Here is a 25,280-nt window from a genome sequence, read left to right as displayed (position 1 = left end):
GACTTATATGGCAAAGCAAAAGATTCGTATCCGCTTGAAAGCATACGATCACAGAATTCTTGATCAATCCGCAGAGAAAATCGTTGAAACTGCAAAACGTTCCGGTGCAGGCGTATCCGGGCCGATTCCGTTGCCAACGGAAAAGCAAATCATCACCATTCTCCGTGCGGTGCACAAGTACAAGGATTCCCGGGAGCAATTCGAACAACGCACTCATAAGCGTCTAATCGATATTGTTAACCCAACGCCGCAAACGGTTGATGCGTTGATGCGCCTGGATTTACCATCCGGTGTAGATATCGAAATCAAACTGTAATATCAGCATATGTGATTATAGAAAGGAAATGAGGTGTCAACATGAAAGGTATCTTAGGAAAAAAACTTGGTATGACTCAAGTGTTTACTGCTGATGGTAATGTCGTTCCTGTAACGGTTATCGAAGCTGGACCTTGCGTAGTGCTTCAGAAAAAAGACCAAGAGAACGATGGCTATGAAGCTGTTCAATTCGGTTTCTCCGATAAGAAAGAAAGCAGATCGAACAAGCCGGAAGCTGGTCATGCGAAAAAAGCTAACTCAACACCTAAGCGCTACGTTCGTGAAATTCGCGGAGTTAACCTGGGTGATTATGAAGTTGGCCAACAAGTGAAAGCTGACCTATTCACAGAGGGCGAATTCGTTGACGTAACAGGTATTTCGAAAGGTAAAGGCTTTGCCGGCGTTATCAAACGTTGGGGACAAAGCACGGGTCCTATGTCTCACGGTTCCCGTTACCACCGTGGACCAGGTTCGATGGGTTCTATCCAAGCGAACCGTGTGCCGAAGGGCAAACGCCTTCCGGGACATATGGGTCACGCAACAATTACGATTCAAAAGCTTGAAGTTATCCGTGTAGATGCAGAACGTAACGTTCTTTTTGTAAAAGGTTCGATTCCGGGCCCTAAAAACGGATTTGTAAAAGTAAAACAAACAGTTAAGAAATAATTGCTCTTAAGGAAAGGAGGAACAGGAAATGCCTAAAGTAACAGTATATAACGTGAGCGGCGCGCAAGTGGGCGAACTGGAATTGGCTGAAACGGTTTTCGGTATTCAACCAAACGTACATGTCCTGCACAGTGCTGTTGTTAATCAACAAGCATCTGAGCGCTTCGGTAATCACAAAACTAAAGGACGCTCCGAAGTACGCGGTGGCGGTCGCAAGCCTTGGAAACAAAAAGGTACTGGCCGTGCTCGTCAAGGTAGCATTCGCTCCCCGCAATGGGTTGGCGGCGGTACAGTATTCGGACCGACTCCACGCACTTACGGATTCAAGCTTCCTAAGAAAGTTCGCCGTCTTGCAATTAAATCGGCATTGTCTTCGAAAGTGATCGCAAACGAAATTATCGTTTTGGATCAATTGACACTTGCAGCGCCTAAGACGAAAGAATTCGCAGCAATCTTGAATAACCTTAAAGTCAGCCGCAAAGCTCTTGTAGTTACGGCTAACTATGAAGATAACGTTGCATTATCGGCTCGTAACATTCCAGGTGTGAAATTCGTTACAGCTGACGGCATTAATGTTCTGGATGTTTTGGTGTATGACAATCTTGTCATCACTAAAGAAGCAGTAGAGAAAGTACAGGAGGTGCTTGCGTAATGAAAAATCCACGCGATATTATCAAGCGCCCGGTTATCACGGAACGTACGAGCGATTACATGGCTAACAAACGTTATGTGTTTGAAGTTGATCTTCGTGCGAACAAAACCGAAATCAAACTTGCAATTGAGCAAATCTTTAAAGTAAAAGTAACCGGCGTTAACACAATGCGTGTAGCGGGTAAACCAAAACGTTATGGTAAACATAGCGGATACAGACCAGATTGGAAAAAAGCGATCGTTCAACTGAGCGCTGACAGCAAAGAACTTGAATTCTTTGAAACGTCTGTTTAGAAAAGGAGGGAATCGAAGTGCCAATTAAAAAGTACAAACCGACATCTCCAGCGCGTCGTAACATGTCCGTCTCGACTTTCGAAGAGATCACGACAAGTACACCGGAGAAATCGTTGCTTGCTCCGCTTTTCAAAAAAGCTGGACGTAACAACCAAGGTAAAATTACGGTTCGTCACCATGGCGGCGGACACAAACGTAAATACCGTGTTATCGACTTTAAACGTACGAAAGATGGTATCGTTGGTAACGTAGCGACGATCGAATACGATCCGAACCGTTCATCCAACATCGCTTTGATCCATTACATTGATGGTGAGAAAGCATATATCATCGCTCCGAAAGGCTTGAAAGTCGGAGATCAAGTAACTTCTGGACCAGCTTCTGATATTAAACCGGGCAACGCGTTGCCGCTTGTGAATATCCCAGTCGGTACAGTTATCCACAACATCGAATTGAAACCTGGCAAAGGCGGACAACTCGTTCGTGCAGCTGGAACTAGTGCTCAACTTCTTGGTAAAGAAGAAAACTACGTTTCCGTGCGTTTGTCTTCCGGTGAAGTTCGTCGTATTTTGAACACTTGCCGTGCAACAATCGGTTCAGTTGGTAACGAAGATCACGAACTCGTGAAAATCGGTAAAGCCGGCCGTAACCGTTGGCTCGGAAATCGCCCACAAGTACGTGGTGTTGTCATGAACCCTAACGATCACCCACACGGTGGTGGTGAAGGCCGTGCTCCTATCGGACGCAAATCGCCAATGTCGCCTTGGGGTAAACCAACTCTTGGTTACAAAACGCGTAAGAAGAAGAAAGCATCGAGCCAATATATTATTCGTCGTCGCACGAAGTAATAGCCGCTTGATAAAAACCGCGTGATACGCAAGTATCGCTACCGCTTATGAAGGGAGGAACACAAATGGGTCGCAGTTTAAAGAAAGGTCCGTTTATTGACGGTTACCTGCTTAAAAAAGTCGAGGTATTGAACGAAACCGAGAAAAAAGTCGTTATCAAAACCTGGTCCCGCCGCTCGACCATTTTCCCGCAATTCATTGGTCACACGTTTGCAGTATATGACGGACGCAAGCACGTGCCGGTATATGTAACGGAAGATATGGTTGGACACAAGCTTGGTGAGTTTGCACCAACTCGTACTTATAAAGGCCATGCTGGTGAAGACAAAAAAACGGGCAGACGTTAATTTGCCCTTAAATATCTCTAACTGAACGAGAGGAGGTTCCTACATGCCAGAAGCTAAAGCGCACGTTAGATATATCCGTATTGCTCCCCGTAAAGCACAGCTTGTTGCGGATTTGATTCGCGGTAAACAAGTTGGCGAAGCAATCGCGATTTTGCGTCATACGCCTAAGTCTGCATCCCCAATTTTGGAGAAGCTGTTGAACTCTGCCATTGCTAACGCTGAGCATAACTATCAGCTTGACGTAAACAAATTGTTTATTTCTCAAGCGTTCGTTAACCAAGGGCCGACGATGAAACGTTTCCGTCCTCGTGCGATGGGTCGCGCAAGCCGGATCAATAAAAGAACCAGCCACATTACCTTGGTGGTATCTGAAAAATAAGGAGGGATTACGTGTGGGTCAAAAGGTAAATCCAGTAGGCTTCCGGGTCGGAGTTATCCGTGATTGGGAGTCCAAATGGTTCGCGGGCAAAGATTTCGGCGATCTTCTTATGGAAGACGTTAAAATCCGTGAATACTTGAAAAACAAGCTGAAAGACGCAGCAGTTTCTCATATTGAGATCGAACGTGCAGCTAACCGCGTGAACGTAACGATCCAAACCGCAAAACCAGGTATGGTTATTGGTAAAGGCGGTTCCGAAGTTGAAAACCTGCGTACTGAGCTTGGTAAAATCACTAAAGGCAAAAAAGTACACATCAACATCTCTGAAATCAAACATGCAGATCTTGACGCTATTCTTGTAGCTGAAAGCATCGCACAACAACTTGAGCGTCGTGTATCTTTCCGTCGCGCATTGAAGCAAGCAATTCAACGCTCCATGCGTTCAGGTGCTAAAGGGATCAAAACTGCAGTTAGCGGTCGTCTCGGTGGCGCGGAAATCGCACGTTCGGAAGGCTACAGCGAAGGAACAGTTCCACTTCATACGCTACGCGCTGATATTGATTACGGCACAGCAGAAGCGGCAACAACATACGGCCGTATTGGCGTAAAAGTATGGATCTATCGCGGCGAAGTCCTTCCGACTAAGAAGAAAGCTCCCCAGGAAGGAGGCAACTAATCATGTTGGTACCTAAACGTGTCAAACACCGCAAACAACAACGCGGTCATATGAAGGGTCGCGCTAAAGGCGGCACTACAGTAGCATTCGGTGAATTTGGTCTTCAAGCTCTAGAACCATCATGGATTACTAACCGTCAGATCGAAGCGGCTCGTATCGCAATGACTCGCTACATCAAACGTGGCGGTAAGGTTTGGATCAAAATTTTCCCTGCCAAACCAATTACTCAAAAGCCTCTTGAAGTGCGTATGGGTAGTGGTAAAGGTAACGTTGAGAAATGGGTAGCCGTAGTTAAACCAGGTAAAATCCTGTTTGAACTTGCTGGTGTATCCGAAGAAACCGCTCGTGAAGCGATGCGTCTTGCGGCTCATAAATTGCCAATCAAGACCAAATTCGTGAAGCGTGAAGAAGTGGGTGGTGAAGCAAATGAAAGCTAGTGAATTTAGAAACCTAACCTCTGCTGAGCTTGAACAACAGGTCGCTGGTTTTAAAGAAGAGCTTTTCAATCTTCGTTTCCAACTGGCTACTGGCCAATTGGATAACCCGACTCGGATCCGTGATGTGCGTAAAGGAATCGCTCGTGCTAAAACGATTTTGCGTGAAAGAGAACTCGGAATTAGCAGCTAGTATATCCCTTGCATGAATGCATAAACACGGCTGAAGGAAGGAGGAAGAACATGAGCGAACGCAATGCCCGCAAAGTTCAAATCGGCAAAGTGGTAAGCGACAAGATGGATAAAACAATCGTAGTTGCTGTTGAAACATACAAAAAACACGAATTGTACCATAAACGCATTAAATACACGAAAAAATTTAAAGCGCACGATGAAAATAACCAAGCGAAAATTGGCGACATCGTGAAAATCATGGAGACTCGTCCGCTATCGAAAGACAAGCGCTTCAGACTCGTTGAAGTTGTTGAAGTAGCTGTTATTATTTAATGAGCGTATGCAGTGTCTGAGCATTTTTCCGAAAGGAGGACGTTGAAATGATTCAACCATTTTCGCGCTTGGCGGTTGCTGACAACTCCGGCGCAAAAGAATTGATGTGTATCCGTGTACTTGGTGGAACGGGACGTCGCGTTGGTCACATCGGCGATTTGATCGTTTGCTCAGTAAAACAAGCAACACCAGGCGGCGTTGTCAAAAAAGGTGACGTTGTTAAAGCGGTTATCGTTCGTACAAAGCGTTCGGTTCGTCGTAAAGACGGTTCGTACATCGCATTTGACGAGAACGCAGCTGTAATTGTTAAGGAAGATAAAAGCCCGCGCGGTACTCGTATCTTTGGACCTGTTGCCCGTGAGCTTCGCGATAAAGATTTCATGAAAATCGTATCGCTGGCACCAGAAGTAATCTAAGAACCCATATAAGCTTGAAAGCACAAGCGTGCAGGAGGTGTAACTCATGCCAAGGCTGAAAAAAATTCTCGAATCCCATAACAATAAATTGCACGTGAAAAAAGACGACACGGTTATCGTTATTACCGGTAAAGACAAAGGTAAGAAGGGCCGCGTTATCGCTGCGTATCCGCGTGAAAACCGCGTACTCGTAGAAGGTGTTAACACTGTTAAGAAACATACTCGTCCATCGCAGGCTAATCCTCAGGGCGGTATTATCGAACAAGAAGCGCCAATTCACGTTTCCAACGTTATGCACATCGATCCGAAAAGCGGTAAAGTAACACGTATCGGATACAAAGTGCTCGACAACGGCAAGAAAGTTCGGATCGCTAAACGTTCCGGAGAAGTAATCGACTAATCGTTACGGTAGGAAAGGAGGTCCATGATCAATGGCAGCAAGATTGAAAGGTCGTTTCTTAAACGAAATAACTCCTGCTCTTATGCAGAAGTTCAACTATACGTCTGTTATGCAAGTGCCGAAAATTGAGAAGGTAGTTATCAACATGGGGGTAGGCGAAGCGGTTTCCAATTCGAAAATCCTTGATGTAGCTGTTGAAGAACTACGTATCATTTCCGGTCAAAAACCAGTCGTTACTCGTGCGAAGAAGTCTATTGCAGGCTTCAAGCTTCGTGAGAACATGCCAATCGGGGTTAAAGTTACATTGCGCGGCGAGCGTATGTATCATTTCCTTGATAAACTGTTCAACATTTCTCTTCCGCGTGTACGTGACTTCCGCGGTGTATCGAACAAAGCTTTCGACGGCCGCGGTAACTATACGCTTGGCTTGAAAGAGCAATTGATATTCCCAGAGATCGAGTACGATAAAGTCGATAAAGTGCGCGGTATGGACATCGTCATCGTCACGACGGCAAAAACGGACGAAGAATCTCGTGAACTGCTGACCCAAATGGGCATGCCGTTCACGAAGTAATCCACTTTTAGGAGGTGTAAAACCCAGTGGCAAAAACTTCGATGAAAGTGAAGCAACAACGCGCCCCGAAATTTAAAGTGCGTGCATATACGCGCTGTGAGCGTTGCGGCCGTCCGCATTCTGTTTTGCAAAAGTTTAAAATTTGCCGGATTTGTTTCCGTGAGTTAGCACATAAGGGCCAGATTCCTGGCGTTAAAAAAGCAAGCTGGTAATCAGCCTAGTTTGGGAAGGAGGTTAACACAATGGTTATGTCTGATCCGGTTGCAGATATGTTGACGCGCATTCGTAATGCGAATGTTGTTCGTCACGAGACCGTGGAAATGCCCGCTTCGAAAATGAAGAAGCAAATTGCTGAGATTTTGAAGCGCGAGGGTTTTATCCGCGACGCTGAATATATCGAAGACAATAAACAAGGGATTATCCGTATTTTCTTGAAATACGGCCCTAACCAAGAGCGCGTTATTACTGGCTTGAAACGTATTTCGAAACCAGGCCTTCGCGTTTATACACAATCAACTGAAATCCCTCGTGTACTCGGTGGACTTGGAATTGCAATTATTTCCACTTCCAAAGGGATTATGACTGATAAAGAAGCTCGTCAGGTTAAATCCGGCGGCGAAGTAGTTTGCTACGTTTGGTAAGTAACAAGTCACAAAGATAGGAGGTGTAACAATGTCCCGTATTGGTCGCAAACCAATCCAAGTGCCTAACGGCGTAACAATCAGCTTGGACAACACAGTTATTACTGTAAAAGGACCGAAAGGATCGCTTTCCCGTGAAATTCACAAAGAGATGAAAGTGAATGTAACGGAAACTGAGATTCTAGTAGAACGTCCTTCCGATAATAAATTGCATCGTTCGTTGCACGGAACTACTCGCAGCGTCATCGCTAACATGGTGAGTGGCGTTACAGAAGGCTTCTTCAAAAACTTGGAGCTAGTCGGCGTAGGTTACCGTGCAAACAAAACTGGTGATAAAATCGTTCTTAACGTTGGTTACTCTCACCCAGTCGAGATTGCTCCAGATAACGGCATCGAGTTTGAAGTACCTGCTAACACTAAGATTACTGTTCGCGGTATCGATAAAGAGCTCGTTGGCGCAACTGCAGCAAAAATTCGTTCCGTACGTGAACCAGAGCCGTATAAAGGTAAAGGTATTAAGTACGAAGGCGAGCGCATCATCCGTAAAGAAGGTAAAGCCGGTAAGAAAAAATAAGCAAACAGATCGTTTGCTTAAGATAGCGTCTTAAGGCATAAGGAAAGGAGTGAACTTTGAATGATTACGAAAGGCGACAAAAACAAGGCTCGTCTAAAAAGACACCTTCGTGTTCGTAAAAAAATTAACGGTACAGCTGCACGTCCGCGTCTATCTGTATTCCGTTCCTCCAAGCATATGTACGCACAATTGATCGACGATGTTTCAGGCGTAACAATCGTTTCTGCGTCCACACAGGACAAAGAATTGACTGAAGCAATTGGCAACGGTGGCAACATCGATGCAGCTAGCAAAGTCGGAGAATTGATTGCGAAACGCGCTCAAGCTAAGGGTGTATCCCAAGTAGTATTTGATCGCGGCGGTTACTTGTATCACGGCAGAATTCAGGCGCTTGCTAACGCAGCTCGCGAAGCTGGCCTAGAATTCTAATCGACTTTATTTATAAGGAGGTTAAACGACTTGCGTGTAGATCCAAATACGTTAGAACTGACTGAAAAAGTTGTTAATATCAATCGCGTATCTAAAGTTGTAAAAGGCGGACGCCGTTTCAGCTTTAGTGCACTTGTAGTAGTCGGCGACGGTAAAGGCTACGTTGGCGCAGGGATCGGTAAAGCAGGCGAAGTACCTGATGCAATCCGCAAAGGTATCGAAGATGCTAAGAAAAACCTGATCCATGTTCCAATCGTAGGAACGACTATTCCTCACCTTGTTCTCGGACATTTCGGCGCAGGTGAAGTTCTTCTGAAACCAGCTTCCGAAGGTACTGGCGTTATCGCCGGCGGCCCGGTTCGTGCAGTTCTTGAACTTGCTGGTGTCGGCGACATCTTGACGAAATCGCTAGGTTCTTCGAATTCCATGAATATGGTTAACGCAACGCTTGAAGGTCTTTCCCGTCTTAAACGCGTGGAAGATGTTGCAAAGCTACGTGGAAAAACAGTCGAAGAGCTGCTACGCTAAGGAGGGAAATAAGATGGCAAAATTGCAAATCACCCTCGTTCGCAGTTTAATCGGTCGCAACGAGAAACAACGTGCAACGGTTGAATCTTTTGGTCTTAAAAAGATTCGTCAGGCAGTTGTTTTGAACGATAGCCCAGCTATCCGTGGCATGGTTAACACTGTTAGTCACTTGGTAAAAGTAGAAGAAGTATAAGATAGATGGTTGTTCTAAGAAATAAATAAGGAGGTGCACGAACGATGAAATTGCATGAGCTATCACCAGCACCGGGCTCAACCCAAGCTCCTAAGCGTAAAGGCCGCGGTATCGGTTCCGGTAACGGTAAAACGGCCGGTAAAGGTCACAAAGGTCAAAACGCTCGTTCCGGCGGCGGCGTTCGTCCTGGATTCGAGGGCGGACAAAACCCTTTGTATCGTCGAGTGCCGAAACGCGGATTCAATAACCCTTTCCGCAAAGAGTACGCAATTGTCAACATTGAAGAACTAAATGCGTTTGCAGCAGGTACTGAAGTCACTCCAGAAGTTCTTATCGAGACTGGGATCGTTAAAAACCCGCTCGCAGGAATTAAAATTTTGGGTAATGGTGAAGTTAGCGTTACACTTACTGTAAAAGCAAACAAGTTCTCTCAATCTGCGGTAGAGAAAATCCAGGCTGCCGGCGGTAAAACCGAGGTGATCTAATTGTTCAAGACCGTGTCCAATATTTGGAAAGTGGCGGATCTTCGTACAAGGATCCTCTTCACCCTTTTCATCCTACTAGTGTACCGTATCGGCTCCTTTATACCGGTACCTGGTGTAAACAAAGATGTGTTTAAGCAGGTTGATGCAGCCGGTGCGGATCTGTTCGGCTTGCTTAACACGTTTTCCGGCGGTGCTTTGTTCCAATTCTCCATCTTCGCAATCGGAATTACTCCTTACATTACAGCGTCGATTATCGTACAGCTGTTATCGATGGATGTTATTCCTAAATTTGCGGAATGGGCGAAGGAAGGCGAGAACGGTAAACGTAAACTCGCACAAATCACTCGTTATGGAACAATTGTTCTTGGTCTGATCCAAGGCTTCGCAACGGCAATCGGCTTTAACCGTCAATACGGTTACGAGATGATTGTTGGCGCAACATTCGTTGACTACTTACTCATTGCAATCATCTTGACTGCAGGTACTGCTTTCTTGATGTGGCTTGGTGAGCAAATCACGGAAAAAGGAATTGGAAATGGTATTTCCATTCTTATCTTTGCAGCAATTGCAGCTGGTATTCCTGGACACATTCGTACGATCGTTGAAGATCAGTTCGTAGGTGCCCAAGATCAACTGTTCTTGAACATCGTCAAAATGGTACTGATCCTGATTGCGATCATCGCGATCATTGTCGGTGTTATATTCGTACAACAAGGTATTCGTAAAATTCCGGTTCAATACGCTAAACGCGTTGTTGGACGGAAAATGTATGGTGGACAATCGACGCACATTCCGATGAAAGTGAACGGCGCTGGCGTTATTCCGGTCATTTTCGCGGTTTCACTTATCATGTTCCCGATTACGATTGCACAGTTCTGGTCTACTCAGGTCTGGGCAAAATGGATTATTGACAATATGAACTATGACAGACCGCTTGGTATGGTATTGTACGTATTGTTAATTATCGGTTTTACCTTCTTCTACACATTCGTGCAAATTAATCCGGTACAAATGGCTGATCAGATGAAGAAAAATGGCGGATACATTCCAGGCATTCGTCCAGGCAAACCGACCTCGTCATACCTGACACGCGTTATGTCGCGTATTACTTTGACAGGTGCGATCTTCCTGGCTGTCATCTCTGTTCTTCCAGTGTTCTTTGGAGCACTTGCTGGATTACCGCGCTCAGTGCAGCTTGGCGGCACCTCGTTGCTCATCGTTATCGGTGTTGCACTGGATACGATGAAGCAAATTGAGAGCCAGTTGATCAAACGCCATTACAAAGGGTTTATCAATAAATAACAATAGGTTCTGACCGGGCTTCCGCGTTCGTCAACATGCGCTCTGCGGCAGCCCGCCCGAGCCTATTGTGCTTAAAGCGAGGAACTCAGCAATGAACATTTTATTCATGGGCCCTCCGGGAGCCGGCAAAGGTACACAAGCTGAACGGATCGTTGAAGAGTTCGGTATTCCTCATATTTCCACTGGCGATGCTTTCCGCCTCGCTATGAAACAAGGGACTGCACTCGGAATCAAAGCGAAAGAGTATGTCGATCAAGGCCTGCTCGTTCCCGATGAGATCACCAACGGTATTGTGAAAGAAAGACTTGAAGCAGACGATTGCAAAAATGGATTTTTACTCGACGGGTTTCCTCGCACATTGCAGCAAGCTGAAGCGCTTGATGCTATGCTTACGGAGCTCGGCCGCAGTATCGACCATGTTGTAAATTTAAAGGTTGACCGCAGTTTGCTGCTTGCTCGCTTGACGGGCAGACGCATATCTAGAACGACAGGTACGACTTATCATGTAATCTTTAACCCACCTAAGGTCGAAGGTATCTGCGACAAGGACGGCGGGGAATTGTATCAGCGTTCTGATGATACAGAGGAAAAGGTAGGAACTCGTTTGGATGAATATACGTCCAAAACAGCGCCTCTACTCGATTACTACAATGCTAAAGGTCTCCTTCGCGAAGTCGACGGCGAGAAGGACATTGATGTTGTAACATCCGACATCGTTTCCTGCTTGCGAGGTTCATTGTAATGATTATTTGCAAATCCGATTCGGAGCTGCGATATATGAGGGAAGCTGGACGCATTGTTGCGGAGACGCATCGATTGATGTCGCAAGCTGTGAAACCAGGCATCACGACTCGTGAGCTTGACCAAATCGCTGAAGCGTACATTAAGAGTCAAAATGCAGTTCCTTCCTTCAAAGGTTACAATGGTTTCCCTTCCAGCATTTGCGCTTCTGTGAATGACGAGCTGGTACACGGCTTCCCTGGTTCACGCAAGTTGAACGAAGGCGATATAATTAGTATCGATATCGGTGCGCAGTTTGAAGGCTATCATGGCGACTCGGCTTGGACCTATGCGGTTGGAGCAGTAACCCCTGAAGTACAAAAGCTGCTTGACGTGACAGAGGCATCGCTATATGCAGGCCTTGCTCTCATCAAACCGGATATTAGACTATATACAATTTCGCATGCTATTCAGAAGGTAATTGAAGATGCAGGATTTTCCGTAGTAAGGGAATACGTAGGGCACGGAATCGGCGCGGACCTCCATGAGGAACCACAAATACCGAACTACGGCATACCGGACCGCGGACCTCGTCTAAAGACCGGAATGGTGCTTGCAATCGAACCAATGGTTAATATCGGAGAACGATATGTCCGTACGCTAGAAGACAATTGGACCGTTGTAACGGAAGACGGCTCCTGGTGCGCTCATTTCGAGCACACAGTAGCTGTTACAGAGGACGGCTTTGAAATATTGACCATTTTGCCGCAGCAGCCTTAAGCATGATAATGGATGCTCGTCCCCAGATTGGTCAGTTCGTCAAGGTACTTCGCGGTAAAGATGAGGAAAGCTATGCTGTTATCCTGGCAATTATCGATGAACGATTCGTCATGATTGCCGATGGCCATAAGCGCCGATTCGATCAGCCGAAGAAAAAGAACGTTCTACATCTCGAGTTACAGCCTGCAATTAGTCCGGAGGTTTCAAGCAGTTTGCAGGAAACCGGCAGGGTGACCAATGCAAAGTTACGTTATGCAATTCAGAAGTTCGCACATGCGAAAGGAGAATGACGGTTGGCTAAGGAAGACATCATTGAGGTCGAAGGTACGGTTATAGAGCCGTTGCCGAATGCCACGTTCAAGGTGGAGCTGGAGAACGGTCATCAAATTCTCGCACATGTTTCCGGTAAGCTCAGAATGCACTTTATCCGCATCCTGACAGGAGACAAGGTGGTTATACAGTTATCGCCTTATGATTTATCAAAAGGGCGCATCACCTATCGTAAGTAAGCCGTGCAGCGGCTTGCTCACGAAAGATTCGGGAGGTAATCACAATGAAGGTTAGACCTTCGGTAAAGCCGATCTGCGAAAAATGCAAAGTCATTCGTCGCAAAGGCAACGTTATGGTGATTTGTGAAAATCCGAAACACAAACAAAAACAAGGATAGAAGGAGGGGAATATAGCCTATGGCACGTATAGCTGGTGTAGACTTGCCGCGTGATAAACGCGTCGAAATCGCCCTGACATACATTTTCGGTATCGGCAAAACAACGTCGCAAAAACTTTTGAAAACAGCTGAAGTTAACTTCGACACTCGTGTTCGCGACTTGACAGAAGATGAATTGGCTCGCCTGCGCGAAGCAATTGACAAATCTGTTAAAGTAGAAGGCGACTTGCGTCGTGAAATTTCACTTAACATTAAGCGTCTGACTGAAATCGGATGCTACCGTGGTCTTCGTCACCGTCGCGGCTTGCCTGTTCGCGGTCAACGCACGAAAACGAATGCACGTACGCGTAAAGGTCCTCGTCGGACTGTAGCTAACAAGAAGAAATAAGAAGGGAGGATAATGGACAATGGCTAAACCAAAAAAAGTCGTTCGTACGAAACGTCGCGACCGGAAAAATATTGAGACGGGCGTTGCGCATATTCGCTCGACTTTCAACAATACTATCGTTACGATCACGGATCCGCACGGTAATGCGATTTCATGGGCAAGCTCCGGTAACATGGGCTTCAAAGGCTCACGTAAGAGCACGCCTTTCGCAGCCCAAATGGCTGCTGAAACAGCTGCAAAAGCAGCAATGGAGCATGGCATGAGAACCGTCGAAGTGATGGTAAAAGGACCAGGCGCTGGCCGCGAAGCTGCGATTCGTTCGCTTCAAGCTGCTGGATTGGAAGTTAACCTCATTAAAGACGTAACACCAGTTCCTCACAACGGATGCCGTCCGCCGAAACGTCGTCGCGTATAGTTGGATCCGATGTGGTATCAAATAACAACAACTTGTGAATAATGGTTGTGAAGGTTTGGCATACTACAAGATTTGGCTTAAACTAACGTTAGGTAACGGAGCGACGTTTTAAGGAGGATACTATTAGTGATTGAGATCGAAAAGCCGAAAATCGAGACCGTAGAACTGAATGATGAGGGAACTTACGGACGTTTTGTCGTCGAACCGCTTGAACGCGGATATGGCACGACGCTTGGAAATTCGCTTCGCCGAATTTTGTTGTCGTCGTTGCCGGGTGCAGCAGTAACCTCGGTTCAAATCGATGGAGTGCTTCACGAGTTCTCTACGGTTCCCGGAGTGATTGAGGATGTTACCGAGATCATTTTGAACCTGAAGGGCCTCTCGTTGAAAATCCACTCCGATGAAGAAAAGGTGTTGGAAATCGACGCGGATGGCGAAGGGAATATTACAGCGGGCGACATTCGAGCGGACAGCGATGTCGAGATTTTAAGCCCTGATCTTCACATCGCAACCTTGGCCTCCGGCGCGCGGCTCCATATGCGGGTTTTTGCTAATCGGGGACGCGGTTACGTGCAAGCGGACCGCAACAAGAAGGACGAACAACCGATTGGGGTAATACCCGTTGATTCGATATACACGCCAATTACTCGTGTAAATTACAGCGTAGAAAATACGCGTGTCGGTCAAGTAACAAACTACGACAAGCTAACGCTTGAAGTGTGGACTGACGGCAGTATTAGACCGGAAGAGGCTGTAAGCCTCGGCGCTAAAATTTTGACCGAGCATTTGGACTTGTTCGTTGGATTAACCGATGAAGCCAAAGACGCGGAAATTATGGTTGAGAAGGAAGAAGATAAGAAAGAGAAAGTTCTGGAGATGACGATCGAGGAACTTGATCTTTCCGTCCGTTCTTACAACTGCTTGAAGCGCGCAGGCATCAACACCGTTCAAGAGCTGATCACGAAATCCGAAGAGGACATGATGAAGGTTCGTAACCTGGGCCGTAAATCGCTTGAGGAAGTTCAAGAGAAGCTTGAAGAGCTCGGTTTGGGCCTTCGTCAGGAAGAGTAGTAAACCAACTAGTGTAGACAAAAGAGCAAGGGAGGGGAAAACAAGATGGCATATCAAAAATTGGGACGTGACGCTAGTGCGCGGAAAGCTTTGTTCCGTGACCTCGTTACTGACTTGTTTCTTTATGAGCGTATTCAAACGACTGAAGCTAAAGCGAAAGAAGTTCGTTCTATCGCTGAGAAGCTGATCACTAAAGCGAAGCAAGGTGATCTTTCTGCTCGTCGTCAAGTAGCTGCTTATGTACGTCGCGAGTCCGTTGACGGACAACAAGACGCTATTCAAAAGCTGTTCTCCGAACTGGCTAGCCGTTACTCGGAGCGCGCAGGCGGATACACGCGTATTCTAAAACTAGGACCCCGTCGCGGCGATGCTGCGCCTATGGTTTACCTGGAATTGGTTGACCGTGCGTAGTAGCAATACAATCGAAAAGGTATAAGCTTGTCCACAGCGTTAAACCTTGTCCAAGCTTATACGTAGAGAAAAGGGTGGACCCTTGCGGCCACCTTTTTTTATTTGCTGTTCGCTGTTACTGCTATTAAGCTGCCTGCTTGCAGGAAGCTGCTTTAGTTCATTGTCCTGTTTACGGGTTCGTCTAACGCTTAAGCGTGTCCATGAGGCCATAGAAGCGGTGTAATGGACGAAAGCGGCTGTTACAGGTAAAAGTGACCAGGGAGCGACAGATGAGCTTGTACGGCACCTCCCGGGTGTCCAGAGGGCGGAAGTTCTCGAGGTCTTCCTTATAAAGGGGATGCAGGGGCTTAGGAATCCCCTTAGTAAAAGGGGGGAACAGGTTGAGGAATATTTGCGTAAAGGTCAGCTACGACGGGGCCGGCTTTAACGGTTTTCAAACGCAGCCATACGGCAGAACGGTTCAGGGTGAAATAGAGAAGGCCATTAAGAAGCTTACGGGCGAAACGACCATTATTATCGGTTCGGGACGCACGGATGCGGGAGTGCACGCGCAGGGGCAGATGTTCAATTTCTACACGGAGTCTACGATTCCTACGGAAAGATGGGCGATCGCGCTTAATACGCGATTGCCGAAGGACATCGTCATCATCGAAGCATTCGACGTGCCGGAGCATTTTCATGCAAGAAGATCCGCAAAACGCAAAACGTATCGCTATACGATAGATACCGGAAAGTTTCCTGACGTATTTGGACGACAGTACCGCTTTCATCATCCGACGCCGCTTGATGTTGAGGCGATGCGGGAGGGGTTAAGCTACCTTATTGGGGAGCATGACTTTACCTCGTTTACATCGATACATTCAACCAAGCCTCATCATATTCGCACGATCTATGAAGCAGACTTTGTGCAGGAAGGCCCGATCGTGCATATGTACGTGACAGGCAACGGTTTTTTGTACAATATGGTTCGAGTTATTATGGGAACATTACTATGGGTTGGCGAAGGAAAATTGGCATCATCTGAGATAAAAAGCATTCTGGAGGGTCGAAATAGATCGCTCGCAGGTCCAACGGCAATGCCGCATGGATTGATGCTGATAGATGTTGACTATTCCAGCGAAAAACATGAATAAACCACTATAAATTACTTGCACTTACCTATACTTTATAGTAGAATATAACTTGTGCTTTCGAAGTGGCTAACCCACAGCCCCGACTGAGATCGTCACAAACTTGGCAATCAACAATGAATAAACAAACCAACGTTTACGTTGTTATAAAAAAGATTAATGTATGTAATTAAGGAGGATCATCCATGCGTACCACCTATATGGCTAAATCAACTGAAGTTGATCGTAAATGGTTCGTCGTTGATGCGGAAGGCAAAACGCTTGGCCGTTTGGCGAGTGAAGTAGCTGCCCTGATCCGCGGCAAACACAAACCGACATTTACGCCACATGTTGATACAGGCGATTTCGTTGTTGTTATCAACGCTGAAAAAATCCATCTGACAGGTAAAAAAATGTCGGACAAAATTTACTACCGTCACTCCATGTACTCCGGTGGCTTGAAAGCTACTCCGGCACATGAGATGATCAAAAACAAACCAGAGCGCGTTATCGAGCTGGCTGTACACGGCATGTTGCCTAAGAACCGTCTTGGCGACAAAATGAAGCTTAAACTTAAAGTATACGCAGGTGCGGAACATCCACATCAAGCACAAAACCCTGAAGTTTACGAACTTCGCGGGTAATAAAGAGGAGGACAAGTTTCATGGCTCAAGTGCAATACTATGGAACCGGTCGTCGTAAACACTCTGTTGCACGTGTACGTCTTGTGCCGGGTGAAGGACGAATCATTATTAACAAACGCGACCTTAATGAATATTTTGGTTTGGAAACGCTGAAGCTGATCGTAAAACAACCGCTTAACCTTACTGACACATTGTCGAAATACGATGTGCTTGTAATCGCTAACGGCGGCGGCATGTCCGGTCAAGCAGGCGCTATCCGTCACGGTATTTCCCGTGCTCTGCTTAAAGCAGACCCTGAATTCCGTCCGGCTCTAAAACGTGCAGGCTTCCTGACACGTGATCCGCGTATGAAAGAGCGTAAAAAATACGGTCTTAAAGCGGCTCGTCGCGCTCCACAATTCTCGAAACGTTAATATTTATACGACAAGTGCCTTCTCTGCCAACCAGAGAGGGCATTTTTTGTGTCAGAATTAAAAATTCCAAAAACTTTATTTCATTTTGGTGAAAACTTATTATTGAACATTGACCGCGCAGGACGTATAATTTTATTACAGACTAACTTACTAGGATTTAAAAACGGAGGGTATAAACATGAACCTTTTTGAAAAAGAAGCGCTTATCAGGCAAAAGGAAGTTGAGCTCGAGAACGCAACACCGGAAGAAATTATTGCGTTTGCAGTTGAAACTTTCCCTAATATCACATTCGCATGCAGCTTCGGAGCAGAGGATGTCGTGCTAGTCGACATGCTGCAAAAAGTCAGCCCGAAAACGGATATTTTCTATTTGGACACCGATTTTCATTTCAAGGAAACCTATGAGACGCGCGATCGTATGGCAGAGCGTTACCCGGGAATTCCTTTCGTTGAAGTGAAGCCTGAAATTACACCCGAGGAGCAAGCAGCGCAGTTTGGCGAAGAGCTGTGGAAATCTGATGCGAACGCATGCTGCAACATCCGTAAGGTAAAGCCTTTGACTCATATTTTGTCCAAATATGAGGCTTGGATTACCGGTATTCGCCGCGATCAAGCTCCTACGCGCGCAAATTCCAAAAAAATTGAGTACGATACAAAATTCGGTCTCGTAAAGTTTAATCCAATCGCTCATTGGACAACTGAAGATGTATGGAATTACATCCGTGAGAATGATGTTGTTTATAATCCGCTGCATGATCAAAACTACCCGAGCATTGGCTGCGAGCAATGCACGCGCAAAGTAATGCCAGGCGAAGATCCGCGTGCGGGTCGTTGGTCCGGACAAGAAAAAACAGAATGCGGATTGCATAAATAAGCTGCTATAAGCAACTTTAGGAGGATACAAAAATGAGTCAAATTCTACCGCACGGCGGCGTACTTGTTAACCGTGTCGCTGCCGGCGAACAACGTGAAGCATTACTGGCTGAAGCAAAAGCATTAAAATCAATCACGATCAATACTTGGGCCATTTCTGACCTTGATTTGATCGGCGTAGGCGCATTCTCCCCATTGACCGGCTTCATGAACGAAGCGGATTATCAATCGGTTGTGAAGGATATGCGTCTAGCAAATGGATTGGTATGGAGCATTCCGATCACGCTTGCCGTAGAAGAACCGAAGGCAGCTGAATTATCCGTTGGCGAGCGTGCGGCGCTAGTCGGTGAAGATGGCGTGATTTACGCGATTATCAACATCGACAGCATTTATACCGTTGATCATAAAGTTGAAGCAGTCAACGTTTTCAAAACGGACGATCTTGAGCACCCGGGTGTTCAAAAGCTGTTTGCTCGTTCCACGACAAACGTAGGCGGCGATATTACGGTATTGAACCGTCCGCAGCCTGAGAAGTTCGAAGAGTTTTATTTTGACCCGTCGGAAACTCGCCGTATTTTTGCGGAAAAGGGCTGGAAAACAATCGTTGGCTTCCAAACGCGTAATCCGGTTCATCGCGCGCATGAATACATTCAGAAGACGGCAATGGAAATCGTTGATGCGTTGTTCCTTAACCCGCTCGTTGGCGAAACGAAATCGGATGACGTTCCTGCGAACGTACGGATGAAGAGCTACCTTGCGCTGCTCGATAACTACTATCCGAATGATCGTGTATTCCTCGGCGTATTCCCGGCTGCTATGCGTTATGCAGGACCTCGTGAAGCGATTTTTCACGCGCTTGTCCGCAAAAACTATGGCTGTTCGCACTTTATCGTTGGACGCGATCACGCTGGCGTAGGCGACTACTACGGAACTTACGAAGCGCAGGATCTGCTCAAAACGATTCCAGCAGAAGATCTCGGCATTACACCGCTCTTCTTCGAACACAGCTTCTTCTGCACGAAGTGCGGCAACATGGCAACATCGAAAACTTGCCCGCATGACAAGGAGCATCACTTGACGCTTTCGGGTACGAAGGTTCGCGCATTGCTGCGTGACGGCGTTTGCCCGCCGCCTGAGTTCTCCCGTCCAGAGGTTGCTAAAATTCTTATCGAAGGTATGTCCGAGCAGCCGGTAGGCTAATTCAAATACATCCTTACAGGATTGTCTCATAAACGACCATCTCGTCCCATATAAATGAAAGTGTGCCATTGGTTTATTTTGAGCCAAATGATGCCGCTTATTCATTTGATGGGAACGGGGTGGTTTTTTTATGCGCCGAATCGGTCGGCATGTAGTCATTTGGTTGACGTATAAAGGAATAATCCGAATCGGAATCGGATTACTTGTAGTCGTTTTGACGGGCTTGGTGCTTACCCATTCGATGCCATCGACAAAAACGTGGTCCTATTGGACGCTGCCGTTGTCCGGGAAGACGATCGCGATTGATGCCGGTCATGGTGGAGTGGATGGAGGCGCGGTCAGCAAGCAGGGGGTTATTGAAAAGGATTTGAATTTGGCCATTGCGCTTTATTTACGCGATTATTTGCAGCAGGCTGGGGCGATCGTCGTTATGACGAGGGAAGGCGACTACGATCTCGCTACGGGTGACGCTAGAGCCTACAGCAAGCGAAAGACGGAGGATTTGAAACGGAGGGTGGCGGTTATTAAAGAAAGCAAGCCCGCAGCTGTTATAAGCATACATATGAACAGCATACCGTCGACGAAATGGTCAGGTGCGCAAACCTTTTTTGACCCCGCGAATCATCCGGATAACCGGATTCTCGCTACCTTCATACAAAATGAGATTAAGCGCAATTTGGAAAATACGACCCGAGTTGCCGCCACGGTTAAGGATGTGTATGTGCTGAAGGCGATTGACAGTATACCGACGGCTTTGGTTGAAGTCGGCTTTCTGTCTAATCCGGGCGAATCTCAGCGGCTTGCGGATGCCGAGTACCAAAGACAGGTGGCCGCATCGATATATAATGGCGTACTGAGATATGCAGCAGGGGAAAAGCTTAGCGGAAATGTGCTGCAGGACGAAGTAACGACAAAGTGATACTGTGATTGCAAGAGCGGAGCAACTCGTCAGCGACTTGGTGGATCGGCTTCCTGTGCTATAATGGCTATTATATTGCATTAATTACATAAAGGTGGGACACATACTATGTTGACACGCGAGCAAGTGATTGAGGCCGTCGAATCCGTGACGGCGCAGCATAAGGCGGATGAAATAACCATCCGCGATGTAATGGTTCGGGACCGTCAGGTTTCGATGACGGTCCTTGGGGCTAGCGCGGCTGCGCAGCCTGCGCTGGAAGCCTCGCTCCGCGAGGCTCTGGCGCGCCTGGGCGGCGAAACCGTGCACTTCCGGTTTCGGGCCGAGGCAGCGCCAGCCGCGGGCGCAGGCGCGTCTGCGCCGCCGCCTGCGGCAGCTAGAGCATCGGCTGCGGCTGGCGCCGATGCCGGTAAAGCTGGCGGCCCCGCGCCCGTACAGGGCCACGGGGCGGGCCTTGCCAATCCGCTGCTGGACCCTCGCAGCGGAGTGCAGTTCATCGCCGTCGCCAGCGGCAAAGGCGGCGTCGGCAAATCGACGGTGACCGTCAATTTGGCGGTAGCTTTAGCCCGAAGGGGCAAGCGCGTCGGCATTATCGACGCCGACATCTATGGCTTCAGCGTGCCCGATATGATGGGCATCGAGGAGCGCCCGGAAGTGGTGAATGAACGGGTAATCCCGATCGAGAAATTCGGCGTAAAGGTCATGTCGATGGGTTTTTTCGTAGAAGACAACAGTCCGATCGTATGGCGCGGACCGATGCTCGGCAAAATGCTGCGCAACTTCTTCCAAGAAATCGAATGGGGCGAGCTTGACTACTTGCTGCTTGATCTGCCGCCGGGAACGGGAGACGTTGCGCTCGACGTACACCAGATGATTCCGCAAAGCAAAGAAATTATCGTAACAACGCCGCACGCCACCGCTGCTTTTGTAGCGGCAAGGGCAGGAGCTATGGCAATCAAGACCGAGCATGAGATTATCGGAATCGTCGAAAACATGTCTTATTACGTATCTACGACGTCCGGCGAGAAGGAATATGTATTTGGCCGGGGTGGAGGCGCCCGCCTTGCAGAGACGCTTCATGCCGATCTGCTCGCGCAAATTCCGTTAGGCGCGCCCGACAACCATGTGTCTGAGCCTGACTTTGCTCCATCCGTCTACAAAGAGGATACTGAAACAGGCAAGCTGTACTTGGAATTGGCGGATCGCGTATTAAGTAAATGCGGCGGTTAATGAAAGTATAAAATAAGCCCGAACGATTGTCCGCTGCAGCGTTCAAAGCTGCTTTAGCGGACAACCTGTTCAGGCTTTTTTGCTTTAAAACGATAAGCTTTTAAATATGCTACATACCCGAATCGCTTTGTTCTTGATCACCGCTATCTTCTTCTCCCTCTTCTTTCTTCTTTTCAACCTTCTCTGTAGGGCTCGGTTTAAGTTCCTCCTGAACCGCTTTTTTCAGCAGTTCAAGTACCTCTAGCCGAAATAACGGATTTTGCATGGAATCCTGCATAAGTGACATGACTTGCTTGCGGTATTGCGTGCTTTGCAGCACCTCAAGAATCATTTTGTCCATTTCCGGATTTTTCATCACTTTAATCAATTCCGCTTGATACGATGGATCTTTTATCAATTCTTTGTGAATTTCTTTATTTTGCTTGTTGACAGCTTTTGCAAATTCCCCTGCGAACCGGGGATCGACCATAAGTTTCTTGATGACCTTATCGTATTGAGGCGACACAAGCACATCCTTGACTGCAAGGCGTACTTCTTCCTGATCTTGTATCGATAGCAGCTTCGATTTGTAGCCGGACATTTGCATTGACGACTCCTGCAAAGCCTTTTGGGCATCACCCGTCTTAAGAATATCAATAACCATCGATTTTAAATCCTTATAGCTGACCTGCTCATTTCCTCCTGACTGCTCGGCACCGCAGCTTGTAAGCACAAACATCAATGCTGAGATTACCGACAATAAAGCCCACCTTCTGCGCATTTTTCGTATGCTCCCTTCTATGTCAGTGCTTCTGTATTTCATGAGGATAAACAAATCGTTCTAAAAGTGATGAATCATGATCTTATTATGCGCATTGTTCACCGTATTATCATGGAGAGCCGTTAGCTTTTTGTTGTGAACGTGGTAAAATAAAGGGTAATGCGGAAGCAATTTATCGCCGCTATCGGTATTCAGGGGGATAAGGAACGTGAATTTAAAAAAGTGGTTCTTTTTATTTTGGAGCGGCATGATTATCGGGGCGCTCGCTTGCGTGGTAACCGGGGCGGTCATGGCTTGGGTTGATCCGGAGTTCGGTTTTTTAGGCTTTAAAGCGGTTGGCTTTAATGCATTAATGATGGCCTTGGTCGGTTTAATGATCGGTGCCTTTAGCCAAATGGGCTTTTTCGCTTATTTAACTTTAAACTATATTGCCCTTAGTGTTTTTGGCAAAAAATATTTGTGGAATGCTCTGCAGGGCTACACGACAGTATTCGCTGCTGCGGGACTTGGCTATTTGTTGTACGAGCAGCGCATGAACAATTGGTTTTTCTGGACGCTGCCGTCCGTATTGCTTGTACTTTCCGCGGTTGTGTCATGGTTTAAGGTTAAACAAACGAACAAAACAGCCTTTGTCCCAACGATGTTTCTCATGTTCGTCATTACATTTATCGAAGCATGGCCTGCGCTGCAGGGGGAAACGAACGTTTCCGCCATTATCTTTATGATGGTTCCATTATTCGTTTGCAATGCATACCAAATTATGATGATGCATCGTCTGGTCAAAAAAGAAAAAACCGACTCCGCAGTAATCGCTGCAAAGCCGGTCGTATAGCTTAGTTATTTAATTCGGCGGCATCGAGCTGCGGGAATGTAGACGTCGTCTTATCCTGCACAGCTTTGCCGTCGATTTCGGTTTGTGTGATCAGGTCGGATACGGTTACGAAATCGTAGCCTTTTTCACGGAGCTGGTCAATGACTACCGGCAGGGCTTCATGCGTTTGTTTAACGGAATCGCTTGCGTGGAACAAAATAATGTCGCCAGGGTGGGCGCGCGTAACGACCCGGTTAATGATTTTGTCTGTGCCGATGTTCATCCAGTCGAGTGAATCGGTATCCCATTGGATGACCTTATATTGAAGCTCTTCAGCAATGCGCAGTACCCGTTTGTCAAAATCGCCGTTAGGAAGTCGGATCAAATTCGGCTGTTTTCCGGTCACGTCGGATAAAATGGTATGTGCGGTCATGATTTGCTTGCGAATTTCTTCATCGCTAAGCTTGCTGTAATTATCATGCTTGTGGCCATGGCTGCCAATTTCAAAACCGGCTTCTTGAATTTTTTTGACGATTTCGGGATGAGATTGGGTCCAAGGTGAAGATAAGAAGAAGGTAGCCTGCTTAATGTTCTTTTCTTTTAGCACATTAAGAATGGGCTCTGTTCGTTTCTCGCCCCAGCTGATGTCAAAGGTAAGGGCAACAACCTTTTTGTCAGTGGGCACACTGTAAATGGCAGCGGGCTGCTGCGGAGCGAACACTGTGATGTTGTCGCGTTCGGCATAAATGATACCGATGGAGAAGACAACCGCGATGGCAATCAGAAAATACCTTTTCAGCTTACGTCCGTTCAAAACATAAAAAACGTTCATCGGGAAGGGCACTCCTCTCTAATGGAAGCTTGTACAAAGATAAGAAAGTATAAATCCGACCTTTATACTTCGCTTATCTTTTTACCGCGAAACGAGCTTTTGCCTCCATGGAAGGCTGCAGTCATTTACGCTTGTAGTACAATCTATGCTCGTACAACAAAGATATTCATCTATGTTGTGAAACTTATAGGCTGCGGAGGGAAATAAAATGTTTAAATGGCGGTTGATTTGGGATCATTTCAAGCAAATGAAACCTTATATCGCGTTTGGCTCTATATTGTTTTTAGCAGGCATGGTTATTGGAGGAACGAACCCGGCGTTCAAAGTATTTCTGAATGAGCAGTTAAAGGGACTCGGCCAGCTTGCCGATATGATCGATAAATCGAGCAATCCAACGTTAACGATGATTGTTATTATTTTTTTGAACAATGCGATTAAATCCATACTGGTTATCTATTTAGGCGCTTTGTTCGGAATCCTGCCATTCCTTTTCCTTGTCGTGAACGGGATGCTGATCGGTTATTTGCTGAAGGAGAGCGCAGAGCTGCATGGCGGCGGATATGTGATGGAGCTTATTGTAAAAGGATTGCTGCCGCACGGTATCTTGGAAATTCCGGCCATTATTATAGCATGCGCGTATGGCATGCGTTTTGGAGTGCACGTCTTAAAAGCGGGAAGCTCCCTTATATTCGCTAGATCTTCATCAGCCGGATTAGCCCGTGAGCTTGAAAGCTTTGTTATCCGTACCGTACCTGTAATGGTTATTTTGACGATAATACTGCTTATTGCATCGGTTATCGAAAGTACAATTACAACTTGGTTAATAGAAATGTAATAAATTTTCCAATATTTGAGCATAACAGTAAAGCAGTGTCGAAACGCATTAGCGTGAGACGTTGCTTTTTGTTCGTTATGAATGGTCTAGTTGCGCTTTACAACTAAAGGAGGTCACTCACGGCTATGCTCGGAATATTGTTCAACGATAAAGAATGCAAAGAACTCGACTACGTCCTTCGCAAAGAATTGGATGAAATGCTGCTTGACCTGAACGACTCCCGGTTAGATGGAGATATTAAGCAAGCCATCACACGAAGATACAAAATCATCTTCCGAATGTATGCCCGTATTGCCTCCCCGAAAGAACTGTCGCGCTATGCGCTAAACGCACGTTCATACCGATAAATCTAGTTTTTTTAAAAACTTTTAAAAAGGGGTTGCATTTAATTGGGCCCCTGTGATATATTATTTCTTGTCGCCGCTGAGACAAACGCGGATGACACGAAAGAAAAGATTGCTCTTTGAAAACTGAACAACGAGTAATAACTGCCTCGCAAATCCTTCGGGATAAGCGAAAAAAGCGATAAAAAGTAATGAGCAA

43 protein-coding genes are annotated in these 25,280 nt (G+C 46.6%); 41 read left to right on the top strand and 2 right to left on the bottom strand.

All coding sequences use genetic code 11. The features are described from left to right. Positions 1 to 7: 7 nt before the first annotated feature. From rpsJ to ASG81_RS15440, 38 genes are all read left to right on the top strand, one after another. On the top strand, positions 8 to 316 hold the full coding sequence (gene rpsJ / locus ASG81_RS15625; RefSeq protein ID WP_017692074.1) for a 30S ribosomal protein S10: 309 nt from the start codon (positions 8 to 10) through the stop codon (positions 314 to 316). Between the two features lie 41 nt (positions 317 to 357). Further along, positions 358 to 981 carry a 50S ribosomal protein L3 gene (gene rplC, locus ASG81_RS15620; RefSeq protein WP_056635987.1) on the top strand — a complete coding sequence of 208 codons (624 nt, stop codon included), beginning with the start codon at positions 358 to 360 and terminating at the stop codon, positions 979 to 981. Between the two features lie 28 nt (positions 982 to 1,009). Further along, the gene (rplD, locus tag ASG81_RS15615; protein ID WP_056635984.1) at positions 1,010 to 1,633 is read left to right on the top strand and encodes a 50S ribosomal protein L4; all 624 of its coding nucleotides are present in this window, start codon (positions 1,010 to 1,012) and stop codon (positions 1,631 to 1,633) included. Further along, positions 1,633 to 1,926, top strand: coding sequence for a 50S ribosomal protein L23 (gene rplW, locus ASG81_RS15610; protein WP_056635981.1), 294 nt, complete (start codon positions 1,633 to 1,635; stop codon positions 1,924 to 1,926). Before rplD ends, rplW begins: the two co-directional genes overlap by 1 nt. A 17-nt stretch (positions 1,927 to 1,943) precedes the next feature. Further along, positions 1,944 to 2,774, top strand: coding sequence for a 50S ribosomal protein L2 (gene rplB / locus ASG81_RS15605; protein WP_056635979.1), 831 nt, complete (start codon positions 1,944 to 1,946; stop codon positions 2,772 to 2,774). A 65-nt stretch (positions 2,775 to 2,839) separates the two neighbouring features. Continuing rightward, positions 2,840 to 3,121, top strand: a complete 282-nt coding sequence (gene rpsS, locus ASG81_RS15600) for a 30S ribosomal protein S19 (protein WP_056635975.1) — start codon at positions 2,840 to 2,842, stop codon at positions 3,119 to 3,121. Positions 3,122 to 3,164: 43 nt separating this feature from the next. Further along, positions 3,165 to 3,500 (top strand): 50S ribosomal protein L22, encoded by a 336-nt coding sequence (rplV, locus tag ASG81_RS15595; RefSeq protein WP_056635972.1) that lies wholly within the window; start codon positions 3,165 to 3,167, stop codon positions 3,498 to 3,500. A 13-nt stretch (positions 3,501 to 3,513) separates the two neighbouring features. Beyond that, the gene (gene rpsC, locus ASG81_RS15590; RefSeq protein WP_056635969.1) at positions 3,514 to 4,176 is read left to right on the top strand and encodes a 30S ribosomal protein S3; all 663 of its coding nucleotides are present in this window, start codon (positions 3,514 to 3,516) and stop codon (positions 4,174 to 4,176) included. Between the two features lie 2 nt (positions 4,177 to 4,178). Then, positions 4,179 to 4,613 carry a 50S ribosomal protein L16 gene (gene rplP, locus ASG81_RS15585; protein ID WP_028609647.1) on the top strand — a complete coding sequence of 145 codons (435 nt, stop codon included), beginning with the start codon at positions 4,179 to 4,181 and terminating at the stop codon, positions 4,611 to 4,613. Then, positions 4,603 to 4,803, top strand: coding sequence for a 50S ribosomal protein L29 (gene rpmC, locus ASG81_RS15580; protein WP_053373905.1), 201 nt, complete (start codon positions 4,603 to 4,605; stop codon positions 4,801 to 4,803). Before rplP ends, rpmC begins: the two co-directional genes overlap by 11 nt. Before the next feature lie 50 nt (positions 4,804 to 4,853). Beyond that, complete coding sequence (gene rpsQ / locus ASG81_RS15575; RefSeq protein ID WP_056635966.1) at positions 4,854 to 5,117, top strand: 30S ribosomal protein S17; 264 nt, start codon at positions 4,854 to 4,856, stop codon at positions 5,115 to 5,117. 47 nt (positions 5,118 to 5,164) lie between these two features. Further along, positions 5,165 to 5,533, top strand: a complete 369-nt coding sequence (gene rplN, locus ASG81_RS15570) for a 50S ribosomal protein L14 (RefSeq protein WP_053373907.1) — start codon at positions 5,165 to 5,167, stop codon at positions 5,531 to 5,533. Positions 5,534 to 5,579: 46 nt separating this feature from the next. Next, on the top strand, positions 5,580 to 5,933 hold the full coding sequence (gene rplX, locus ASG81_RS15565) for a 50S ribosomal protein L24 (protein WP_081417369.1): 354 nt from the start codon (positions 5,580 to 5,582) through the stop codon (positions 5,931 to 5,933). A 31-nt stretch (positions 5,934 to 5,964) separates the two neighbouring features. Further along, positions 5,965 to 6,507 carry a 50S ribosomal protein L5 gene (rplE, locus tag ASG81_RS15560; protein ID WP_053373908.1) on the top strand — a complete coding sequence of 181 codons (543 nt, stop codon included), beginning with the start codon at positions 5,965 to 5,967 and terminating at the stop codon, positions 6,505 to 6,507. A 26-nt stretch (positions 6,508 to 6,533) separates the two neighbouring features. Then, positions 6,534 to 6,719 (top strand): type Z 30S ribosomal protein S14, encoded by a 186-nt coding sequence (locus tag ASG81_RS15555; protein WP_056635963.1) that lies wholly within the window; start codon positions 6,534 to 6,536, stop codon positions 6,717 to 6,719. Positions 6,720 to 6,749: 30 nt separating this feature from the next. After that, on the top strand, positions 6,750 to 7,148 hold the full coding sequence (gene rpsH / locus ASG81_RS15550) for a 30S ribosomal protein S8 (RefSeq protein ID WP_053373909.1): 399 nt from the start codon (positions 6,750 to 6,752) through the stop codon (positions 7,146 to 7,148). Between the two features lie 31 nt (positions 7,149 to 7,179). After that, positions 7,180 to 7,722 carry a 50S ribosomal protein L6 gene (gene rplF / locus ASG81_RS15545; protein ID WP_056635960.1) on the top strand — a complete coding sequence of 181 codons (543 nt, stop codon included), beginning with the start codon at positions 7,180 to 7,182 and terminating at the stop codon, positions 7,720 to 7,722. 60 nt (positions 7,723 to 7,782) lie between these two features. After that, complete coding sequence (gene rplR, locus ASG81_RS15540) at positions 7,783 to 8,151, top strand: 50S ribosomal protein L18 (protein WP_056635956.1); 369 nt, start codon at positions 7,783 to 7,785, stop codon at positions 8,149 to 8,151. A 30-nt stretch (positions 8,152 to 8,181) separates the two neighbouring features. After that, positions 8,182 to 8,679, top strand: coding sequence for a 30S ribosomal protein S5 (gene rpsE / locus ASG81_RS15535; protein WP_053373912.1), 498 nt, complete (start codon positions 8,182 to 8,184; stop codon positions 8,677 to 8,679). A gap of 13 nt (positions 8,680 to 8,692) precedes the next feature. Continuing rightward, on the top strand, positions 8,693 to 8,872 hold the full coding sequence (rpmD, locus tag ASG81_RS15530) for a 50S ribosomal protein L30 (protein WP_056635953.1): 180 nt from the start codon (positions 8,693 to 8,695) through the stop codon (positions 8,870 to 8,872). Between the two features lie 44 nt (positions 8,873 to 8,916). Continuing rightward, positions 8,917 to 9,357 (top strand): 50S ribosomal protein L15, encoded by a 441-nt coding sequence (gene rplO / locus ASG81_RS15525; protein WP_056635950.1) that lies wholly within the window; start codon positions 8,917 to 8,919, stop codon positions 9,355 to 9,357. Further along, positions 9,358 to 10,659: a preprotein translocase subunit SecY gene (secY, locus tag ASG81_RS15520; protein ID WP_056635947.1), complete on the top strand. Its 1,302-nt coding sequence runs from the start codon at positions 9,358 to 9,360 to the stop codon at positions 10,657 to 10,659. It begins immediately after the preceding gene. Between the two features lie 91 nt (positions 10,660 to 10,750). After that, a complete protein-coding gene (locus tag ASG81_RS15515; protein ID WP_056635944.1) occupies positions 10,751 to 11,401 on the top strand; it encodes an adenylate kinase in 651 nt (216 codons plus the stop codon). Further along, positions 11,401 to 12,159 carry a type I methionyl aminopeptidase gene (gene map, locus ASG81_RS15510; RefSeq protein WP_056635942.1) on the top strand — a complete coding sequence of 253 codons (759 nt, stop codon included), beginning with the start codon at positions 11,401 to 11,403 and terminating at the stop codon, positions 12,157 to 12,159. The genes ASG81_RS15515 and map overlap by 1 nt, the downstream gene beginning before the upstream one ends. An 8-nt stretch (positions 12,160 to 12,167) precedes the next feature. Next, positions 12,168 to 12,449 (top strand): KOW domain-containing RNA-binding protein, encoded by a 282-nt coding sequence (locus ASG81_RS15505; protein WP_081417372.1) that lies wholly within the window; start codon positions 12,168 to 12,170, stop codon positions 12,447 to 12,449. Positions 12,450 to 12,452: 3 nt separating this feature from the next. Then, positions 12,453 to 12,668 (top strand): translation initiation factor IF-1, encoded by a 216-nt coding sequence (gene infA / locus ASG81_RS15500; protein WP_053373919.1) that lies wholly within the window; start codon positions 12,453 to 12,455, stop codon positions 12,666 to 12,668. A gap of 44 nt (positions 12,669 to 12,712) precedes the next feature. Further along, positions 12,713 to 12,826, top strand: a complete 114-nt coding sequence (gene rpmJ, locus ASG81_RS15495; RefSeq protein WP_003333770.1) for a 50S ribosomal protein L36 — start codon at positions 12,713 to 12,715, stop codon at positions 12,824 to 12,826. A 19-nt stretch (positions 12,827 to 12,845) separates the two neighbouring features. Further along, the gene (gene rpsM, locus ASG81_RS15490) at positions 12,846 to 13,214 is read left to right on the top strand and encodes a 30S ribosomal protein S13 (protein ID WP_056635935.1); all 369 of its coding nucleotides are present in this window, start codon (positions 12,846 to 12,848) and stop codon (positions 13,212 to 13,214) included. Positions 13,215 to 13,233: 19 nt separating this feature from the next. Further along, on the top strand, positions 13,234 to 13,629 hold the full coding sequence (gene rpsK / locus ASG81_RS15485) for a 30S ribosomal protein S11 (protein ID WP_053373921.1): 396 nt from the start codon (positions 13,234 to 13,236) through the stop codon (positions 13,627 to 13,629). Positions 13,630 to 13,755: 126 nt separating this feature from the next. Then, a complete protein-coding gene (locus ASG81_RS15480) occupies positions 13,756 to 14,700 on the top strand; it encodes a DNA-directed RNA polymerase subunit alpha (protein ID WP_056635932.1) in 945 nt (314 codons plus the stop codon). 45 nt (positions 14,701 to 14,745) lie between these two features. Then, positions 14,746 to 15,111 carry a 50S ribosomal protein L17 gene (rplQ, locus tag ASG81_RS15475; protein ID WP_056635929.1) on the top strand — a complete coding sequence of 122 codons (366 nt, stop codon included), beginning with the start codon at positions 14,746 to 14,748 and terminating at the stop codon, positions 15,109 to 15,111. Between the two features lie 380 nt (positions 15,112 to 15,491). Continuing rightward, positions 15,492 to 16,244 carry a tRNA pseudouridine(38-40) synthase TruA gene (gene truA, locus ASG81_RS15470; RefSeq protein ID WP_056635927.1) on the top strand — a complete coding sequence of 251 codons (753 nt, stop codon included), beginning with the start codon at positions 15,492 to 15,494 and terminating at the stop codon, positions 16,242 to 16,244. A 182-nt stretch (positions 16,245 to 16,426) separates the two neighbouring features. Further along, on the top strand, positions 16,427 to 16,864 hold the full coding sequence (gene rplM, locus ASG81_RS15465; protein WP_056635924.1) for a 50S ribosomal protein L13: 438 nt from the start codon (positions 16,427 to 16,429) through the stop codon (positions 16,862 to 16,864). A 20-nt stretch (positions 16,865 to 16,884) separates the two neighbouring features. Continuing rightward, positions 16,885 to 17,277: a 30S ribosomal protein S9 gene (gene rpsI / locus ASG81_RS15460; protein ID WP_056635921.1), complete on the top strand. Its 393-nt coding sequence runs from the start codon at positions 16,885 to 16,887 to the stop codon at positions 17,275 to 17,277. 178 nt (positions 17,278 to 17,455) lie between these two features. Then, positions 17,456 to 18,151 (top strand): phosphoadenylyl-sulfate reductase, encoded by a 696-nt coding sequence (locus ASG81_RS15455; RefSeq protein ID WP_056635918.1) that lies wholly within the window; start codon positions 17,456 to 17,458, stop codon positions 18,149 to 18,151. 32 nt (positions 18,152 to 18,183) lie between these two features. After that, positions 18,184 to 19,350 carry a sulfate adenylyltransferase gene (gene sat, locus ASG81_RS15450; RefSeq protein ID WP_056635914.1) on the top strand — a complete coding sequence of 389 codons (1,167 nt, stop codon included), beginning with the start codon at positions 18,184 to 18,186 and terminating at the stop codon, positions 19,348 to 19,350. A 130-nt stretch (positions 19,351 to 19,480) separates the two neighbouring features. Then, positions 19,481 to 20,269: an N-acetylmuramoyl-L-alanine amidase CwlD gene (cwlD, locus tag ASG81_RS15445; protein ID WP_056635911.1), complete on the top strand. Its 789-nt coding sequence runs from the start codon at positions 19,481 to 19,483 to the stop codon at positions 20,267 to 20,269. Between the two features lie 108 nt (positions 20,270 to 20,377). After that, positions 20,378 to 21,499 (top strand): Mrp/NBP35 family ATP-binding protein, encoded by a 1,122-nt coding sequence (locus tag ASG81_RS15440; protein ID WP_056635907.1) that lies wholly within the window; start codon positions 20,378 to 20,380, stop codon positions 21,497 to 21,499. 109 nt (positions 21,500 to 21,608) lie between these two features. Here the strand turns inward: ASG81_RS15440 and gerD are convergent, their stop codons facing one another. Next, on the bottom strand, positions 21,609 to 22,259 hold the full coding sequence (gene gerD / locus ASG81_RS15435; RefSeq protein WP_056635904.1) for a spore germination lipoprotein GerD: 651 nt from the start codon (positions 22,257 to 22,259) through the stop codon (positions 21,609 to 21,611). A gap of 208 nt (positions 22,260 to 22,467) precedes the next feature. Here gerD and ASG81_RS15430 point away from each other — a divergent pair, with 208 nt between their 5' ends. Continuing rightward, entirely contained in the window at positions 22,468 to 23,091 is a 624-nt protein-coding gene (locus tag ASG81_RS15430; RefSeq protein WP_056635902.1) for a KinB-signaling pathway activation protein, read from the top strand. A 1-nt stretch (position 23,092) separates the two neighbouring features. On the opposite strand, the gene pdaB is transcribed toward ASG81_RS15430, so the two are convergent. Next, positions 23,093 to 23,902: a polysaccharide deacetylase family sporulation protein PdaB gene (pdaB, locus tag ASG81_RS15425; protein ID WP_056635899.1), complete on the bottom strand. Its 810-nt coding sequence runs from the start codon at positions 23,900 to 23,902 to the stop codon at positions 23,093 to 23,095. A gap of 208 nt (positions 23,903 to 24,110) precedes the next feature. Between pdaB and ASG81_RS15420 the strand changes: the two genes are divergently transcribed. Next, positions 24,111 to 24,737 carry a stage II sporulation protein M gene (locus ASG81_RS15420; protein ID WP_056635896.1) on the top strand — a complete coding sequence of 209 codons (627 nt, stop codon included), beginning with the start codon at positions 24,111 to 24,113 and terminating at the stop codon, positions 24,735 to 24,737. Between the two features lie 125 nt (positions 24,738 to 24,862). After that, entirely contained in the window at positions 24,863 to 25,084 is a 222-nt protein-coding gene (locus tag ASG81_RS15415; RefSeq protein WP_053373934.1) for a hypothetical protein, read from the top strand. Positions 25,085 to 25,280: the final 196 nt, after the last annotated feature.

Source organism: Paenibacillus sp. Soil522 (genome assembly GCF_001428245.1).
Classification (GTDB): Bacteria; Bacillota; Bacilli; order Paenibacillales; family Paenibacillaceae; genus Pristimantibacillus.
This window is presented reverse-complemented; position numbering and strand designations above follow the sequence as displayed.

What these genes read in the sequence shown, in the direction of transcription:
- rplM (WP_056635924.1), top strand. Translation starts at nt 16,427, where the DNA reads ATGCGTACCACCTATATGGCTAAATCAACTGAAGTTGATCGTAAATGG.
- rpsI (WP_056635921.1), top strand. Translation starts at nt 16,885, where the DNA reads ATGGCTCAAGTGCAATACTATGGAACCGGTCGTCGTAAACACTCTGTT.
- rplX (WP_081417369.1), top strand. Translation starts at nt 5,580, where the DNA reads ATGCCAAGGCTGAAAAAAATTCTCGAATCCCATAACAATAAATTGCAC.
- rpsM (WP_056635935.1), top strand. Translation starts at nt 12,846, where the DNA reads ATGGCACGTATAGCTGGTGTAGACTTGCCGCGTGATAAACGCGTCGAA.
- rplF (WP_056635960.1), top strand. Translation starts at nt 7,180, where the DNA reads ATGTCCCGTATTGGTCGCAAACCAATCCAAGTGCCTAACGGCGTAACA.
- rpsK (WP_053373921.1), top strand. Translation starts at nt 13,234, where the DNA reads ATGGCTAAACCAAAAAAAGTCGTTCGTACGAAACGTCGCGACCGGAAA.
- rplR (WP_056635956.1), top strand. Translation starts at nt 7,783, where the DNA reads ATGATTACGAAAGGCGACAAAAACAAGGCTCGTCTAAAAAGACACCTT.
- rpmJ (WP_003333770.1), top strand. Translation starts at nt 12,713, where the DNA reads ATGAAGGTTAGACCTTCGGTAAAGCCGATCTGCGAAAAATGCAAAGTC.
- rpsQ (WP_056635966.1), top strand. Translation starts at nt 4,854, where the DNA reads ATGAGCGAACGCAATGCCCGCAAAGTTCAAATCGGCAAAGTGGTAAGC.
- gerD (WP_056635904.1), bottom strand. Translation starts at nt 22,259, where the DNA reads ATGCGCAGAAGGTGGGCTTTATTGTCGGTAATCTCAGCATTGATGTTT.
- rplW (WP_056635981.1), top strand. Translation starts at nt 1,633, where the DNA reads ATGAAAAATCCACGCGATATTATCAAGCGCCCGGTTATCACGGAACGT.
- ASG81_RS15420 (WP_056635896.1), top strand. Translation starts at nt 24,111, where the DNA reads ATGTTTAAATGGCGGTTGATTTGGGATCATTTCAAGCAAATGAAACCT.
- ASG81_RS15415 (WP_053373934.1), top strand. Translation starts at nt 24,863, where the DNA reads ATGCTCGGAATATTGTTCAACGATAAAGAATGCAAAGAACTCGACTAC.
- rplQ (WP_056635929.1), top strand. Translation starts at nt 14,746, where the DNA reads ATGGCATATCAAAAATTGGGACGTGACGCTAGTGCGCGGAAAGCTTTG.
- ASG81_RS15455 (WP_056635918.1), top strand. Translation starts at nt 17,456, where the DNA reads ATGAACCTTTTTGAAAAAGAAGCGCTTATCAGGCAAAAGGAAGTTGAG.
- ASG81_RS15505 (WP_081417372.1), top strand. Translation starts at nt 12,168, where the DNA reads ATGGATGCTCGTCCCCAGATTGGTCAGTTCGTCAAGGTACTTCGCGGT.
- rpmD (WP_056635953.1), top strand. Translation starts at nt 8,693, where the DNA reads ATGGCAAAATTGCAAATCACCCTCGTTCGCAGTTTAATCGGTCGCAAC.
- ASG81_RS15440 (WP_056635907.1), top strand. Translation starts at nt 20,378, where the DNA reads ATGTTGACACGCGAGCAAGTGATTGAGGCCGTCGAATCCGTGACGGCG.
- rplE (WP_053373908.1), top strand. Translation starts at nt 5,965, where the DNA reads ATGGCAGCAAGATTGAAAGGTCGTTTCTTAAACGAAATAACTCCTGCT.
- rplP (WP_028609647.1), top strand. Translation starts at nt 4,179, where the DNA reads ATGTTGGTACCTAAACGTGTCAAACACCGCAAACAACAACGCGGTCAT.
- pdaB (WP_056635899.1), bottom strand. Translation starts at nt 23,902, where the DNA reads ATGAACGTTTTTTATGTTTTGAACGGACGTAAGCTGAAAAGGTATTTT.
- ASG81_RS15515 (WP_056635944.1), top strand. Translation starts at nt 10,751, where the DNA reads ATGAACATTTTATTCATGGGCCCTCCGGGAGCCGGCAAAGGTACACAA.
- rplV (WP_056635972.1), top strand. Translation starts at nt 3,165, where the DNA reads ATGCCAGAAGCTAAAGCGCACGTTAGATATATCCGTATTGCTCCCCGT.
- rplC (WP_056635987.1), top strand. Translation starts at nt 358, where the DNA reads ATGAAAGGTATCTTAGGAAAAAAACTTGGTATGACTCAAGTGTTTACT.
- rplO (WP_056635950.1), top strand. Translation starts at nt 8,917, where the DNA reads ATGAAATTGCATGAGCTATCACCAGCACCGGGCTCAACCCAAGCTCCT.
- rpsS (WP_056635975.1), top strand. Translation starts at nt 2,840, where the DNA reads ATGGGTCGCAGTTTAAAGAAAGGTCCGTTTATTGACGGTTACCTGCTT.
- rpsJ (WP_017692074.1), top strand. Translation starts at nt 8, where the DNA reads ATGGCAAAGCAAAAGATTCGTATCCGCTTGAAAGCATACGATCACAGA.
- rplD (WP_056635984.1), top strand. Translation starts at nt 1,010, where the DNA reads ATGCCTAAAGTAACAGTATATAACGTGAGCGGCGCGCAAGTGGGCGAA.
- rpsH (WP_053373909.1), top strand. Translation starts at nt 6,750, where the DNA reads ATGGTTATGTCTGATCCGGTTGCAGATATGTTGACGCGCATTCGTAAT.
- rplN (WP_053373907.1), top strand. Translation starts at nt 5,165, where the DNA reads ATGATTCAACCATTTTCGCGCTTGGCGGTTGCTGACAACTCCGGCGCA.
- sat (WP_056635914.1), top strand. Translation starts at nt 18,184, where the DNA reads ATGAGTCAAATTCTACCGCACGGCGGCGTACTTGTTAACCGTGTCGCT.
- map (WP_056635942.1), top strand. Translation starts at nt 11,401, where the DNA reads ATGATTATTTGCAAATCCGATTCGGAGCTGCGATATATGAGGGAAGCT.
- rpmC (WP_053373905.1), top strand. Translation starts at nt 4,603, where the DNA reads ATGAAAGCTAGTGAATTTAGAAACCTAACCTCTGCTGAGCTTGAACAA.
- cwlD (WP_056635911.1), top strand. Translation starts at nt 19,481, where the DNA reads ATGCGCCGAATCGGTCGGCATGTAGTCATTTGGTTGACGTATAAAGGA.